Origin of the sequence: Metabacillus flavus, assembly GCF_018283675.1 — a bacterium.
GTDB classification, from domain to species: domain Bacteria; phylum Bacillota; class Bacilli; order Bacillales; family Bacillaceae; genus Metabacillus_B; species Metabacillus_B flavus.
The window spans coordinates 2,348,864-2,363,183 of the sequence record NZ_JAGVRK010000001.1 but is presented as its reverse complement, the minus strand read 5'-3'; the positions used below and the strand labels follow the sequence as shown (position 1 = coordinate 2,363,183).

At 44.8% G+C, this 14,320-nt stretch carries 19 protein-coding genes; 9 read left to right on the top strand and 10 right to left on the bottom strand.

All coding sequences use genetic code 11. The features are described from left to right. Position 1: 1 nt before the first annotated feature. Positions 2-439 (bottom strand): hypothetical protein, encoded by a 438-nt coding sequence (locus J9317_RS12190; RefSeq protein ID WP_211558970.1) that lies wholly within the window; start codon positions 437-439, stop codon positions 2-4. 177 nt (positions 440-616) lie between these two features. On the opposite strand from J9317_RS12190, the gene J9317_RS12185 reads away from it, so the two are divergent. Next, on the top strand, positions 617-1,141 hold the full coding sequence (locus J9317_RS12185) for a GNAT family N-acetyltransferase (RefSeq protein ID WP_211558968.1): 525 nt from the start codon (positions 617-619) through the stop codon (positions 1,139-1,141). Between the two features lie 148 nt (positions 1,142-1,289). Here the strand turns inward: J9317_RS12185 and J9317_RS12180 are convergent, their stop codons facing one another. Beyond that, the gene (locus J9317_RS12180; RefSeq protein WP_211558966.1) at positions 1,290-1,829 is read right to left on the bottom strand and encodes a DUF1572 family protein; all 540 of its coding nucleotides are present in this window, start codon (positions 1,827-1,829) and stop codon (positions 1,290-1,292) included. A 20-nt stretch (positions 1,830-1,849) separates the two neighbouring features. Then, complete coding sequence (locus tag J9317_RS12175) at positions 1,850-2,056, bottom strand: YqzH family protein (RefSeq protein ID WP_211558964.1); 207 nt, start codon at positions 2,054-2,056, stop codon at positions 1,850-1,852. Between the two features lie 209 nt (positions 2,057-2,265). On the opposite strand from J9317_RS12175, the gene J9317_RS12170 reads away from it, so the two are divergent. Together J9317_RS12170 and J9317_RS12165 are read left to right on the top strand one after the other, a co-directional pair. Then, positions 2,266-3,522 (top strand): Y-family DNA polymerase, encoded by a 1,257-nt coding sequence (locus tag J9317_RS12170; RefSeq protein WP_211558962.1) that lies wholly within the window; start codon positions 2,266-2,268, stop codon positions 3,520-3,522. An 18-nt stretch (positions 3,523-3,540) separates the two neighbouring features. Next, positions 3,541-3,876, top strand: coding sequence for a YolD-like family protein (locus J9317_RS12165; RefSeq protein WP_211558960.1), 336 nt, complete (start codon positions 3,541-3,543; stop codon positions 3,874-3,876). Between the two features lie 49 nt (positions 3,877-3,925). On the opposite strand, the gene J9317_RS12160 is transcribed toward J9317_RS12165, so the two are convergent. Together J9317_RS12160 and J9317_RS12155 are read right to left on the bottom strand one after the other, a co-directional pair. Further along, the gene (locus J9317_RS12160; protein WP_211558958.1) at positions 3,926-4,162 is read right to left on the bottom strand and encodes an HPr family phosphocarrier protein; all 237 of its coding nucleotides are present in this window, start codon (positions 4,160-4,162) and stop codon (positions 3,926-3,928) included. 21 nt (positions 4,163-4,183) lie between these two features. After that, positions 4,184-4,393, bottom strand: a complete 210-nt coding sequence (locus tag J9317_RS12155) for a CDGSH iron-sulfur domain-containing protein (protein WP_211558956.1) — start codon at positions 4,391-4,393, stop codon at positions 4,184-4,186. A 141-nt stretch (positions 4,394-4,534) separates the two neighbouring features. Here J9317_RS12155 and J9317_RS12150 point away from each other — a divergent pair, with 141 nt between their 5' ends. The 5 genes from J9317_RS12150 to J9317_RS12130 all read left to right on the top strand — a co-directional run bounded on the left by J9317_RS12150 (position 4,535) and on the right by J9317_RS12130 (position 8,121). Continuing rightward, positions 4,535-4,858 carry an iron-sulfur cluster biosynthesis family protein gene (locus J9317_RS12150; RefSeq protein WP_211558954.1) on the top strand — a complete coding sequence of 108 codons (324 nt, stop codon included), beginning with the start codon at positions 4,535-4,537 and terminating at the stop codon, positions 4,856-4,858. A gap of 10 nt (positions 4,859-4,868) precedes the next feature. Further along, positions 4,869-5,111, top strand: coding sequence for a DUF2552 family protein (locus tag J9317_RS12145; RefSeq protein ID WP_035404181.1), 243 nt, complete (start codon positions 4,869-4,871; stop codon positions 5,109-5,111). Positions 5,112-5,363: 252 nt separating this feature from the next. Continuing rightward, complete coding sequence (locus J9317_RS12140) at positions 5,364-6,410, top strand: ArsR/SmtB family transcription factor (RefSeq protein ID WP_211558952.1); 1,047 nt, start codon at positions 5,364-5,366, stop codon at positions 6,408-6,410. Between the two features lie 6 nt (positions 6,411-6,416). Next, positions 6,417-7,667: an MFS transporter gene (locus J9317_RS12135; protein ID WP_211558950.1), complete on the top strand. Its 1,251-nt coding sequence runs from the start codon at positions 6,417-6,419 to the stop codon at positions 7,665-7,667. A 34-nt stretch (positions 7,668-7,701) separates the two neighbouring features. Beyond that, positions 7,702-8,121: a DUF4395 domain-containing protein gene (locus J9317_RS12130; protein WP_211558948.1), complete on the top strand. Its 420-nt coding sequence runs from the start codon at positions 7,702-7,704 to the stop codon at positions 8,119-8,121. A gap of 26 nt (positions 8,122-8,147) precedes the next feature. Here J9317_RS12130 and J9317_RS12125 read toward each other — a convergent pair whose 3' ends face one another. The 5 genes from J9317_RS12125 to J9317_RS12105 all read right to left on the bottom strand — a co-directional run bounded on the left by J9317_RS12125 (position 8,148) and on the right by J9317_RS12105 (position 13,000). Then, positions 8,148-8,999 (bottom strand): oxidoreductase, encoded by an 852-nt coding sequence (locus tag J9317_RS12125; protein ID WP_211558946.1) that lies wholly within the window; start codon positions 8,997-8,999, stop codon positions 8,148-8,150. Positions 9,000-9,081: 82 nt separating this feature from the next. Then, positions 9,082-9,645, bottom strand: a complete 564-nt coding sequence (locus J9317_RS12120) for a DUF6434 domain-containing protein (RefSeq protein WP_211558944.1) — start codon at positions 9,643-9,645, stop codon at positions 9,082-9,084. 186 nt (positions 9,646-9,831) lie between these two features. After that, a complete protein-coding gene (locus J9317_RS12115) occupies positions 9,832-10,749 on the bottom strand; it encodes an alpha/beta hydrolase (protein WP_211558942.1) in 918 nt (305 codons plus the stop codon). Between the two features lie 299 nt (positions 10,750-11,048). Further along, a complete protein-coding gene (locus J9317_RS12110) occupies positions 11,049-11,969 on the bottom strand; it encodes an alpha/beta hydrolase (protein ID WP_211558940.1) in 921 nt (306 codons plus the stop codon). 119 nt (positions 11,970-12,088) lie between these two features. Then, positions 12,089-13,000 carry a hydroxymethylglutaryl-CoA lyase gene (locus tag J9317_RS12105; protein WP_211558938.1) on the bottom strand — a complete coding sequence of 304 codons (912 nt, stop codon included), beginning with the start codon at positions 12,998-13,000 and terminating at the stop codon, positions 12,089-12,091. 116 nt (positions 13,001-13,116) lie between these two features. On the opposite strand from J9317_RS12105, the gene J9317_RS12100 reads away from it, so the two are divergent. Next, entirely contained in the window at positions 13,117-14,307 is a 1,191-nt protein-coding gene (locus tag J9317_RS12100; protein WP_211558936.1) for an acetyl-CoA C-acetyltransferase, read from the top strand. Positions 14,308-14,320: the final 13 nt, after the last annotated feature.

The window sequence follows — 14,320 nt, the reverse complement described above, 5'->3', positions numbered from 1 at the left end:
CTTATCCGGGCTGCTTTCTTACGCATGAAAGGAGAATATACCCGAAAGCAGTGGCGCAAATGGTACTCATCATAAGACTCTGTAAGGTCCCGAATCCTCCTGTGAAAAAATCAGAAAAGGGCAGGAGATTTGCTCCGGTGAGAAATTGTAAGCTTCCTCCTGTTACGTATGCAAGAGGCAGACCAAATATCAAGAGCTTAAGCCAATTGATTCTCCAGCGTCCTTCTCTCCAGAAGTCCAATATCAGCTCAGGAACCGCAAACAGCATCCCGGCTGCTATAGGAAAGAGAGTTTGAAATGCCCAAAACGTTCTCATATCATAAATTTCTTCCGCTTCTTTTTCTAATTGGGCTCCGAAACGTGCACCGCTATACAATAACGATGCAGCTAAAAGTAAAAACACAGCATAAATCGCAGCCTGCCTGACAGATGACTTCATTCATTCTTCCTCCCTTTCTAAAAACCATTATATTCCATTCGGGATTGATTTACACGCTGAATTGTCATATAATTCACATATCTTAATAAGAGGAGATGCGCCTATGATTGCCGTGCTGAAAACCAATTTTAAAAATAGCGGGGCCGGCACCGTCTGAGCCCCTAAAATGAGGGGGACATGAAACAAATGATCGATTTATTTACAGGAAGAACGATCAGTCTTACCGCACCAAGGAGCGCAGACATAGAGGACATGAACAACTGGCGAAACAGCCATTATCTTAGGATGGTCGATACCGATTACGCCTTTCCAAAAGTTCCGGATGCTCCTTCAAAAGCACTTGAATTCAGGATCAGAACGAATGAAGAGGATCAGCTGCTTGGATTTGCCGCCCTTCACAGCATTGAATGGAACAATCAATGCGGCCTTCTCGCAATCGGAATCGGCGAGGAAGAAAACCGGGGAAAAGGCTACGGTGCCGAGGCGCTTCAGCTGCTTCTGCAATACGCGTTTTATGAGCTGAATCTGAACCGTGTTGGTCTTGATGTAATCTCTTACAATGAACCAGCCATTCGTGCTTACCGCAAAGCTGGATTCACAGAAGAAGGCCGCCTGAGAGAAACCGTTCTCAGAGATGGGAAAGCGTTTGACCGCATTGTGATGGGGATTCTGCGGAGAGAATGGATTGCGATGCAGGCTTAATAAAAACCATGAATATAACCCGTGCCCATGAGGGGTACGGGTTTATTTGGGCCTGTGCTGTTAAGAAAGGCTCTAATCTAAGCGGGCCGGCTTGAGGATTGCCCCCGCTTAAAAAAGTCTCCAGTATCCAATAGCATCTAATCCCTAATCAGCTTTTCCGATGCTTCTCCAGCATTTCCTTTAGGAAAATTTCCGACTCTCCCTTCGGAATACTTAAGCTTTTCCACCTCGCATTCTTCCGTTCTTTTCCAATGTGCACAATCTGTCCAGTATGATAGGCGTAGTGGACCATCTGCCTTTCAATCGCGTCCATCACCACGTGGGATTCGCCCCGTATATAGATTTCTTTTAGCAGATCATCCTCCGTGAGCTGATCGAGTGTCCGAAACAATACATTCCAGCCGTTTTCCCAAACCTGCATGACAGCCGCTCTGTCTCCCAAATCGTTCAGAAATTCCTGTTCACGGCTGCGGTCAGGTTTTTCTCCGTCTGTTGTGAGAAAGTCGGTCCATCTGGAAACCATGTTGCCGCTCAGATGCTTGACAATGATCGCGATGCTGTTTGTTTCTTCGTTTTGCTTCCAATGCAAATCCTGTTCAGTTAACTGCTCCATTGCCCGGTCACCTAAGCTTTTTACACCTTTAAAGCGGTTGATCACAACATTGAGATACACGGTTCCCAGACTCATTTCATCACCCCTGCTTCGTATTAGAACCTGCAGTCGTCCTTATTCACCATATATTCATACACGAGATCTTCAATAACTTCGTAATATTCCGTTTCTTCATCCTTTGCATGTTTTAAATCCTCAATAAATGAAACCATTTCTTTTTCCGGAAGCGGGTGCTCCTCTAAGTCGCGTCCATACTGCTTGAAGGCACGGATCAGCATTTTCTCCAGCCATTCTTTTTGCATCGTCACCCCTGCTTTCTATTTCCTCACATTATATGATAACTCCTTCTGTTTAAAAAAGATTTTTCAGCAGATGGAATGGTTTGCGTATTGAAAATCCTCACTTTTTCACTGTTCGGCAAAAAATACCATTGAAGACGAACGTTTATTCGATTATGATTAGCGGTATAATAGAACTACGAACACATATTCTTATTGGAGGGGTAAGTGCGATGGATTATGACCAGCTTCCCAAAAAAAAAATCCTTTGCGTTGATATGAAAAGCTTTTATGCGAGCTGCGCAGCGGTCCTGATGGGACTGGATCCGCATACCTGCTATCTTGCTGTCGTCGGGGACACCGAACGGCAGGGCAGTGTGGTACTGGCCGCATCTCCCCATTTGAAAAAGGACTTCAATATTAAAACAGGATCGAGAAAATTTGAAATTCCGGATGATCCCCGGATCCACGTTGTGAACCCGAAAATGGCGATGTTTATCCGCATTTCAACTGAACTTTCCAAAATGTTTCACCGCTATGTTCCGAGAGAAGCGATTCATATTTACAGTGTAGACGAAAGCTTTATCCAGGTCGACGGTGTCGAGCACCTGTGGGGCGACGCCCATACGATTGCCTGGAAGATTAAAAATGAAATGGAGCGGGAATTTCAGCTCCCATGCGCAATCGGAATTGGACCTAATATGCTTTTATCCAAGGTCTGCCTCGATACAGATGCGAAAAAGACAGGCGTCGCAGAGTGGACGTATGATGACGTGGAGAAAAAGCTGTGGAGCCTGAAGCCTCTGAGCAAGATGTGGGGGATCGGGGGAAGGATGGAGAAAAATCTGAACCGGATGGGAATCTTCAGCATAGGCCAGCTGGCTAATTATCCGCTTGAAATGCTGGAGAAGAAATTCGGCATTATGGGTAATCAGCTTTACTATCATGCTTGGGGCGTGGATTTGTCCGATATCGGCGAACCGATTATGCAGGGGCAGATCAGCTTCGGCAAAAGCCAGATTCTCATGCGCGACTACACGGATCCGGAAGAGGTAAAGCATGTCATTCTTGAGATGTGCGAGGAGGTGGCGAGAAGAGCCCGCCATCACTCCCGGGCCGGCCGGACCATCAGTTTTGGCATCGGCTACAGCAAGGATGAATTGGGCGGAGGCTTTTACCGGTCCCGTACGATGGAGGAGCCGACGAATATTACGATGGATCTTTACAGAACCTGCCTGGAGCTTTTTGAGGAATTTTATGACGGAAAGACAGTACGGAAAATTTCCATTGCTCTCTCGAACATCGAAGAGGACACAGAAAGCCAGCTGAATCTGTTTCAGCCAAACCGGGAAAAGCAGCGCGAGCTCGGGTATGTTATGGACTCCATACGCAGCAAATACGGCTCCGATTCCCTGCTCCGGGCGGTTTCCTACACGAAAGCGGGAACGGCAAGACACCGGGCTACACTTGTAGGCGGGCACAAAGCATAAGGAAGGAGGAGAAAGAACATGATCCGCGACCGGGGAAACATCAAATGGACATCTATGATGCTGCCTGAGCACGTAAAGCTGCTTCGGCAGTGGAAAGAGGAAGAGCGGTATACAGCGAAGCCGGAAATGGATGAACAGCAGCTTGAGCAGTTTAACGAAATTATCTGCATCGCAATGGAAAATCATCATCCGCTGCGTTTCACCGTTCACGAGCATGAGCAGCTCGTTCCGTACACCGGGTACATTCATTTTTTCGATCAGCTTGAACAGGCAATCCGTATTATAAACGCAGAAGGAAAGCGGCAGACGATTTTGCTCAAAAACGTTGTGAAGATTGAGGAGTATGAGGATTGAGCGGGAAAAGACCAATTGGAAGAGGCCAATTGGTCCTTGCTTTTAAGGATTATTTTTCAAAAATCCCGAGTTCAATAAACGCTTCGCCAGCAGCTGAATTGCCTTCAGCATCAATTTCAACTGTCTCGCCAGGCTGAAGAGATAGAGCCAAAACGCCAAGCAAACTCTTTGCGTCAATGACCCAATGCTCCTTTTTAATGAGGATTCTTTCCTCAAACTGATTGGCTGTATGAACCAGCTTGCTTGCTGAATCGGCAAAAACAGGCTTTAAAACTCGAACCTTCATTTCCCCATCCCCCTAATTAAATTAATCCAGTTCTTTTTCAGCGCGCACGCATGAGTCAAATTTGCCTTTATGAGTAGCATCACAATAAGGCATGTTTTGAGATTGACCGCAGCGGCACAAGGAGAAAGCGGGCTTGGCCGGATACACATTGCCTTCTGCATCCACAAGCTCCACATCTCCAGTTACACGGAAAGGGCCATTATCCAGTATTTTGATTTGAACTTTAGACACGAGTGTCCTCCTTTCCAGAAAAAAGATACTCTAATGTTAATCCCAACCATCTGAAAAAGCAACGGCCCTTTGCACAAGTAGGGCGTTAAACCACAGATTGTGGTACACTGTCCATACATCATCTAAAAGAAGGTGCAGGACATGAATGTAACATTTACAGAAAAGGCAATTGAACGAATTGCGCCAAGCTTAAGTGAAAACCCGGAAGCTCATTTGAAGCTGAAGTATGATACAGAGGGATGCGGCTGTGTCGTATCCGGGGTCGCAGCACTTTGGCTTGTGAAGGAAACAGAAGAGGATGATTTGAAGATTGAAACCAATTTTGTACCGGTCTATTTGGAAAAGACAAAATTGGTCTTTTTAGATGAAAACATGACCGTTGATTTTCTTGAATCCGCCAATACCTTTGCGCTGAAAAGCCCGTCACAAATGCTCAATCCGCGCATGAGTTTAGTCGTTAAGTGAGGAAGACACCATGAAAAAAGACAAATTCCAATCCATGAAAAACATTGCCCAGGACAAAACATGGGTATCATTTTTAAACAACAATCATCCATTCAGTCTGATGCACTGGTCAATCGGAGGAATCCATGACGAGCAAAAGAACGTCTGGCTCCTGCAGGACGAAATGACGTTCCAGGCCCAGGAATTTCCGACAATTGATGATGCCATCACCTGGATGCGCGAAAATATGGAAGATGTAACGGATGTATTATGAAGAGAGAGGCGCTTAGGCGCTTCTTTTTTTTGTGGGTAAGGTGCAGTCTGTCAGGGTCAAAATCATATAAGATGCTTGTCAGCTAAATCCGCCAGAAAAAAACTGGGGGATTTGAAAGCAGGCTATCAATCTCTAGCCCTCTTTCGCTGTAAAAGGTAAAAATCCCTTATGTTCAAAGCTTTTTCGAAAAAAGTTCTAATTATATTGAATTTAATATTCTAAAAATATAGAATATAAGCAGAGGTGATGGAAATGGAGTTTGTTTTTGAGACAGGAAGAGAACGAGAAACCTATCAGGTTGAGGTTCGCTATTCATTATTATGGGAGGCTGCACTTGGCATTGCAGCCATCACGAACACTCCGCTGATTAAGACGCTTGAGCAGCCGGAGGCAGAGTGGAAGAGAATAAAAGATTCTCTACCGGAAGAGATGCTGCATCATCTTGATTTTGCAGAGAAAAACAACACATGGAAGGCGCTTCTTCAGCTGCTGCATGAAGAGAACTTTGAAGATCTTTCATCGTTCGCAGCCTCCATAAATTCCCTTTCAGATGAAGCGTTCAAATTTATTTGTCTCCCATTCCTTGGCTCTCGCTTACAGAAAACGAGAAAAAAAGCTGCGGGGGGAGATGAAGTGTCATTGCTTGAGCTGCAAAAAGCGGCAAGCTGGAATCCGTTTTTCCCGGCTTATATTGAGCTGGTGTGCAAGGAGGATCCGGGAAAGCTGAAGATGCATCTAATAGATATGCTTACCGGCTGGTATGAGGCGGCAGTAAAGCCTGATGAAGAAAAACTGAACATCATTTTGAAAAGAGATATTGAGTCCAAAAGCAAGATGGCGGAGAAAATGAAACCTGAGGCGTTTGTAGAATGGGCGACAGAGGGGAGGTCTTATCCTCCTGAGCCGAGTATTCATCACGTTCTGCTCATTCCCCACACCATTTACCGTCCGTGGAATATTGAAGCGGATTTTGAAGACACGAAAGTATTTTATTATCCGGCATCCAATGAAAGCATCTATCCGAATGATCCGTTTATTCCGCCTGCCTCGCTCGTTCAAAAACATAAAGCGCTTGGAGATGAAATCAGGTTAAAAATCATTAAAATGCTCTCCGGTAAAGGGCGGACTTTGCAGGAAGTAACAGATGAACTAGGAATGGGGAAAACAACGATTCATCATCATTTAAAAACGCTTAAAAGTGCAAGGCTCGTAGAAGTAAAAGAATCTAAGTACTTCCTGAGACAGGTCTCGCTTCAAACGCTTTCTGAAGAACTCACCCAATTTCTGGAAAGGGAGTGAAGATGGGTGGGGGAACGTGCTTATGTAATCGGGGACACAAAACCGGAGCTGAAGAAAAATAGAGAGATTCTGAGGCTTTTGAGCGGTAATTTTATTTCATTTTTCGGAGACCAGGTCTATTTGATCACTGTACCGCTGATCGTACTCGCTCTTTCGGGGTCGCCTTTAATGATGGGGGTTGCCGCTGCCGCCGAACGTCTGCCAATACTCCTTCAGCCGGCAGCAGGGATCCTGGCAGACCGGATGGACCGAAGGAGGCTTCTTCTGATCTGTGATGCAGGGAGATGTCTTTTAACAGGAATCTTGGGTACTCTGCATCTTATTGGTGCTTTAGAAATTTGGCATTTGTTCTTTGGTGTTTTTGTAATCGGAATCTTTAGCCAGGTGTATCATACTGCACAGTTTGCCTATATACCTAAACTCGTAAGAAAAACCGATTTACCGGCCGTAAATTCCATTAATTCATCGATCCTTAACACATCTGTCCTAATGGCACCGGCCATTGGGGGACTGGTAATAAGCTTGTACAATCCTGGTATTGGATTGCTGATCAACAGTGTTAGCTTTTTCATCGCGTATTTGTCCATATTATTGATCCCGATTAAATCCATTCCTATTTCTCAAAAAGTAAAGCGCTCCTTTTGGAACGATGCAGTGGAGGGCTTTCAATTTGTCATGAAGACGAAGCCTATTTTTTATACGAACATGGCGCTGCTTCTGTCTGTAGTTGGAACAACTCTTTTTGTGACGATGCTGATTTTTCATTTAAAAGATACAATTGGTCTTTCTGAATGGGAAATCGGACTGCTGCTCTCTTTTAGCGGAGCTGGCGCGGTAGCGGGGGCCATGGCGGCAGGACTCTTCAAAAAAAGGATATCAAATCGAAAGCTTCTATTTCTCTCGTCTCTTATAGGCGGGTGTTCCATTTTTATATTTGCTCTGACCGAACAATTCTTTTTGCTGATCATACTGAATGCAGTTGGAACGGCAGCAGCTGCGGTGATGAATCCTTGTATCGCCGGAATAAGGCAAGAGCTTACTCCAGATCACTTTTTGGGGAGAGTTCAGGCAACAAGCAGGCTTATGACATGGGCGCTTATGCCGCTCGCGGCCTTTATGGCGGGTGTTTTGGCTGAAAGGGCAGGTACACATGCTGTAATCATATTGGGGAGCTTTTTTTCCCTGGCTGGATCTGTCGTTTACTTGAAGCTTGAGAAAGAAAACAGCAAGTTTCCCAAAAAGGATAGAATGGTGTAAAATACTTATATTCCAATCGACAAGGTGGGTTTTTATGAAAACCATTCCGAAACCTCTCGTTATGACCAATCAATGGTTCATCGTACTTTCTGTTTTAGCAGCATGGCTTACTGGATGGGGATGGATACTGCTTATACCGTTAGCAGCAGGATTGATGGGCTTGATTTTTAAATTTAATCCGGTCATGAAGACGGCCGGACTGTTTCTTAGAAAACCGGCATCCGCATACATTCCGGAGGATTTTGATCAGCAGCAGTTTAACCAGGCGATAGCCGTTAGCTGTCTTGCTCTTGGCTATATTGGCTACGTCATGAATTGGATGATTCTGGCTTATGTTTTTACGGCAATGGTTGCCCTCTCAGCCTTTATAGCAATACTGGGCTTCTGCATTGGATGCTTTATCCGTTTCCAATGGCAGCAATACCGCCATCGCAGACAGTCAAGCCGCGCTTAAAGAACCCATGATGGACGGGTTCTTTTTTATTTTTCCGGCAAAAGTTTGCGTATGATAATGGATTCCCAAATACGCCAAGGCAATACTCTTTTTAAAAGGAGTGTTAGCCGGACTCCCTTTCCAATCGGATATCTGAGCTTATTCACCCTGCGTTTTTCGCATAGAACGGTTATTAATTGCACCACATCCATTGGATTGCCATATTTTGCGCTTCCTCGTTTGAGCTCATTTTCAATTCCTGTCATATAAGAAAAGTAGGGAGAATGCGGGTCCATTGATACCTCCGCCACTTTTTTCCCGGTGGTCCAAATGTTCGTTGAAAAGGATCCCGGCTCAATCAGCATGACATCAATGCCAAACGGTTTCACTTCCAAACGAAGGCTTTCACTAAATCCCTCAAGTGCATGCTTGGATGAGACGTAAGGGGACAGACCCGGAAAGCCGATCAGTCCGCTAATGCTGCTCATGTTTATGATCTTTCCGCTTTTCTGGGCGCGCATGAAAGGAAGAACAGCCTGAGTTACCGCGATGGCACCAAAGAAATTCGTTTCGAATTGTTCTTTAAACTCAAGCATCGTAATTTCCTCACTGAACCCTCCGAAGGCAAATCCCGCGTTGTTGATCAGGACATCAATCTTTCGGATCTTTTTCAGAAACTGCTGGAGTGCCTCGATCGAGTCTGCACTGGTCACATCCAGAGAATGGATCGTAATCTTTTCTGCACATCCGTTATGCTCTGCTAATTTTATAAGTTCCTTTGATTTATCCATATTTCTTATAGCTGCAATCACAAAGTGGCCTCTTTTGGCTAATTCAAGGGAAGCGAGCATTCCAAATCCGCTTGACGCACCGGTGATGAGGATGGTTTTTATTGACATGAGATCATCTCTCCTTACAAGGAAAATTTGAAAGAATAATAGAGAAGGGAGAAACGAATTCGCTTCTCCTGCTTAATGCGAATCACAGTCCGTTCTTATAACGATTGCTCCCAGGAAGGTTTTTGACCGTATTCCATGCATCAATGGCTTCTTTGCGGGTTTTCCCTTTATTTGCAGGATCTGCGAAAAAGTCACGGGTGAACTGGTTGTATTCGAATTGAGGGGCAATAGCCGTTTTATAAGAGGACTCCTTTTTCCGCTCCTCTTCTTCATGCCAGGCGTATACCGCGTCCCTGTATGTATATCCAGCATGCGTTTTAAAATAGTTCTGTATGTAAGTGGAAAAATGAAACTTCGGTCCAATCACCGTCTTGAAGAAGACTCTTGCTTCCTGACTGCAGCGATGATTTTCCGTGATGACCGTTTCCAGACTCAGCTGGCTATGGGACTCTCTTTTCCTAGGAGATCGAAGCGGCTTTAAAATCTCCCCTGTCTGCAAAAATAGTTCAATTCTTGATGAAAGCTCCGATTTGGAACCAGAGGGTGATAATCCATGCTTTCTGCAAAAAGACTGCAATTCTTCCTTAAGCCAATAATAGTCTTTAAATTCTTGCACAGGTGTATCTAAAGTGAGGTTAGGTTTCAATAGAATTCCTCCAAACAAAATAAAAGAACATTCGTTCCTGTTAGAATTATATCTCAAAATATGGAAAATAGGAATCGCGAAATGTAATTCGGTCATGAAACCCATATGGCAGACAGAAAGAAAAAAAGAGTTCTAAGCAGAAAATTAGCTTAAAACCCCGATTTATAAACTCGTTAAAGGTCTATTTTAATAGGTAGTATGCTGCACAGCCTCTTCCAAAAACTCATCCAAAATCCTCTCATACTCTTCCCTATTCTCTGTAAATGACATCGCATGATCGCCTTTTTCAGCAAAGTAGATTTTTTTAGCACCGTTTTTCTTCTCATACAGCAGCTGTGACGATTCAGATGGAATGTAAGCATCGCCTTTGCTATGGATAAAGAGAACTGGGTTCTTAATCCGGTCAATGAATTGAATTGGAGACACCTCTTTAAGGGAATATCCATCTCGCCATTTCATGAAAGGACGGGCGATCGGCATGACGAGAAAACCGGGCAGGCGGAATTCTACTTTAAGCCGGTAGAGCAGCTGTTTTTCCAGGCTGTCAAATGGACAGTCCGCAATGTAGAAGTCAGCACCGTCTTCCAGCATTCCAGCATAAAGAAGCATGGTAACCGATCCCATGGATTCTCCGTGGATTCCTAAGGTAATATCCTGGCCGTATTGATTTTTCAGCCAATGGACAACAGACTGCAGATCAAATTTTTCATAATGTCCATAGCTTGTTGTTTTCCCTCCGGATTCGCCATGTCTGCGATGATCATAGATCAGGACATTGTAGCCGCGCTTTAAAAACAAATTCATGTATTTTACTGAATTGTAGCGGTTTACGGTAACACCATGGCAGATGATGACAAATTTGCGTTCCTCGTAAGGTGCGGCGAGGTAGCCTTTGACGTCGTATCCGTACTTAGAAGGAATCGTCACTTCTGATTTTTTAAGCTCATCGAAATCCGTTTGAATAAAATGCCCGTCCAGTGTTTCGCGTTCCAGAATTTCCTCATCGGTCCGCTTCTTAATAAACATCATCATATTCGTGAAAAAGAAGCCAACGATGAATATGTATGAGAGGGCGATGCCGAGGCCGATCCATAGCTTTTTCATTCATGCATCCTCCATTCAGGACTTAGTCTATATCTATTTTAACGATTGATAGATTGAAAAGAAAGAAATAGGGGGTTCTTTAGTACGTCCATTAACTTAACCGAATACGGTACACTGATTTCATTTACGTCAAAGGAGTCTTTTACTGGGGAAATCCGGTTTGGGTGTTTGCAGGCGTGTTTCTGCTTGGGGCGGGATTGTATGTATACTATCATAAAAAGTTTAAGCGCAGAGAAAGCAGAAGAGTGGAAAAGTATTGAAATGCAGAGCTGACTGAAGTGGACAACCAAAGGACCAGCTTAGTCAGCCTTTTCATCGATGCCGCTCTCCTGCAGAAAGAGCTTAATCCTTTGCTTATACTCAGTTTGATTCCTCGTATAGGACATCGCATGTTCTGCGTTCTCAGCGATATAGATCTTTTTTAAACCAGTTTTTTGATTATACAAATGAATGGAAGAGGAAAAGGGAATGGTCCCATCTTTTTTTCCGTGAATAAATAGGATTGGTTTTTGAATTTGGTCTATGATTTTTATCGGTGAAACATCATCCATGTTATACCCGTCACGCCATTTTAGAAAAAGACGGGCGATTGGCATGACAAGCCATTTAGGAATACTGATTTCAGCTTGAAGGCGGTAAAGAAGCAGCTGCTCCAAATCCTCGAATGGGCAATCGGCTATGTAGAAATCAGCCCCGTCTTCCAGGATGCCTGCGTATAGAAGCATGGACACAGCTCCCATAGATTCGCCATGGATACCGAGGGTAATGTTCTCGCCGTATTGATGCTTCAGCCAATGGACGGCAGAGCGCAGGTCGAATTTTTCATAGTATCCGTAACTCGTTGTCTTCCCTCCGGATTCACCGTGCCGCCGGTGATCGTAAATCAGGACGTTATAGCCCCGGTCAAGGAACAGATTCATATACTTAATGGAATTATACCGGTTCATCGTGACACCATGGCTGACGATGACAAATTTTTTCTCTTTGTAAGGAGCGATCAGATAGCCCTTAATGCTGTACCCAAACCTGGAAGGAATGCTCACGTTCCTCTTCTCAAGCTCATCGAAATCCTTTTGGACAAAATGGCCGCCGAGTTTTTCCTTTTCGATTATCTCTTCATCCGTTTTCTTTTTCGAATACATCATCATATGAGTGAAAAAGAACCCGACAGAAACGATGTAAGAGAGGGCTGCACCAAGTCCGATTACAAGCTTCTTCATTGGTTTTTCCCCCTTTAAAAGGTTTTTGTCACATTTTACATGTATGCTGAAAAGATTAAAAATAATACGTCCTCCTCAATGTGCTAAAAAAAAAGACACCCCCTGAGAGTGTCGATGCATCATTGCGCTTTTTCTGCCGTTTGGGCTTTCCATAGCGTATATTGCTTGCTGGAAATCGCTTTATTAAGAAACGGCTCAATGCTGTTTACCGCCTTTAAAACCTTCTCAAGTGAAATCCCGGTTTCGATCTTCATCTCCTGAAGCATGTAAAGAACATCCTCTGTCGCCACATTGCCGCTTGCTCCGGGAGCGAAGGGACATCCCCCGAGGCCGCCGGCAGAGGTATCGAACCGGTCGACTCCCGCCTGCAAAGCAGCCAGTACATTCGCTAGTCCAAGTCCCCTTGTATCATGAAAATGAGCGGTGATTAAGGTTTCGGGAAATTCCTGCTTTAAGCGGGAAAAGAGGGAGTAGACCTCCTGAGGGTTGGCCATTCCGATTGTATCGGCAACACTTAAATCATCCACTCCTGCATCAGCGAACTGACGGCAGATTTCAAGAACAGGTTCCTCTTCGATTTTTCCTTCGTATGGACAATAGAAGGATGTAGATATGCAGGCACGAATGAACAGTCCGCGATCTTTCGTTTTTGCTATTAACGGAAGGAGTGAATTCATGCTTTCCTCTGTTGTGCGGTTAATATTTTTCTGATTAAATGTATTGCTTGCACCGACAAAGAAGGCGACAGCACGGCAGTCATTGTCCAATGCTCTTTGAAGCCCTTTTTCATTGGGTGTCAGAACGATATTTCTGCCAGCAGCAGAGCCATATCTCACAATCTCTTCGGCATCTGCCATCTGAGGTACCCATTTTGGGGAAACGAAGGAGGTAATCTCCATTTCGTTAAAGCCTGCTTCCTTCAAAGCCTTAATAAATTGAAGCTTGTTTTCAGTCGGAATCAGGTTTTTCTCATTTTGCAGCCCGTCTCTTGGTCCGACTTCAATGAGATCTGCTCTTGCGGGAAAGTTCAAATTTCGCGCCTCCTTCTAATTGTAAGGGTTTACATATTGTTATTTTAGTAGGAAAATAAAGGGGAAAGCAAATGGTATTTTCAGAGTATTGGAATTTTTGCAAAGGGGATGAAAAAATGAATGCAATAGAAATCGTAATCGTAAGCGCAGTAAGAACGGCTTTGGGAAGCTTTGGAGGTGCACTTAAGGGGGTTTCAGCACCTGAGCTTGGAGGCATCGTCATTAAAGATGCATTGGAAAGAGCCGGAGTGCCTGCGGAGCATGTAGATGAAGTCATTATGGGAAATGTTCTGCAGGCAGGAATCGGCCAGAACCCTGCCAGACAGGCTGCAATGAAAGCCGGATTGCCAGAGGATATTCCATCCATGACCATAAATAAAGTATGCGGATCCGGATTAAAAGCTGTCCATCTTGCATTCCAGGCAATCGCAGCTGGGGAAGCGGATGTCATTGTAGCAGGCGGAATGGAAAATATGAGCCAGGCTCCTTATTTGATTAAAGGCGCACGGGATGGTTTCCGTATGGGCGATCAAAAGCTTGTAGACAGCCTGACCTCTGACGGTTTGACTTGTGTGTTCAATAATTACCATATGGGAATGACAGCTGAAAATCTGGCTGATCAATATAGCATTACGAGAGAAGAACAGGACCAGTTTGCCGCAGAAAGCCAGGGGAAAGCGGTACGCGCCATTAAGGAAGGAACATTTAAGGATGAGATTGTGTCCGTCAGCATTCCGCAGCGAAAAGGAAATCCCGTTATTTTTGATACGGATGAATATCCGCGGGAAGGGACAACGGCAGAAGGTCTTGGCAAGCTGCGTCCTGCGTTCAAGAAGGATGGAAGCGTTACCGCGGGAAATGCGTCGGGTATTAACGATGGAGCAGCTGCGGTGGTGGTGATGAGCCGCGAGAAAGCTGAAGAGCTGGGCGTAAAACCTCTTGTAAAAATTTTAGCCAACGGAAACGCTGGTGTGGACCCGAGCATTATGGGCATCGGGCCGGTCAAAGCGGTGAAAAAAGCGCTGGAACGGGCGAGCGTTGAGCTTTCCGAAATTGAATTAATTGAAGCGAATGAGGCATTTGCAGCGCAGACGCTGGCGGTGGATAAAGAGCTTCATTTTAATAAAGAGATTTTAAACGTCAATGGAGGAGCCATTGCTCTTGGACATCCGATTGGAGCGAGCGGTACGAGAATCCTTGTTACCCTGATTCATGAAATGAAGCGGAGAGGATCTAAAAAAGGCCTCGCGACATTGTGCATTGGCGGCGGTCAGGGCGTTGCGACAATCGTTGAGAACGTAAACTAAGGGAGGGAATGGG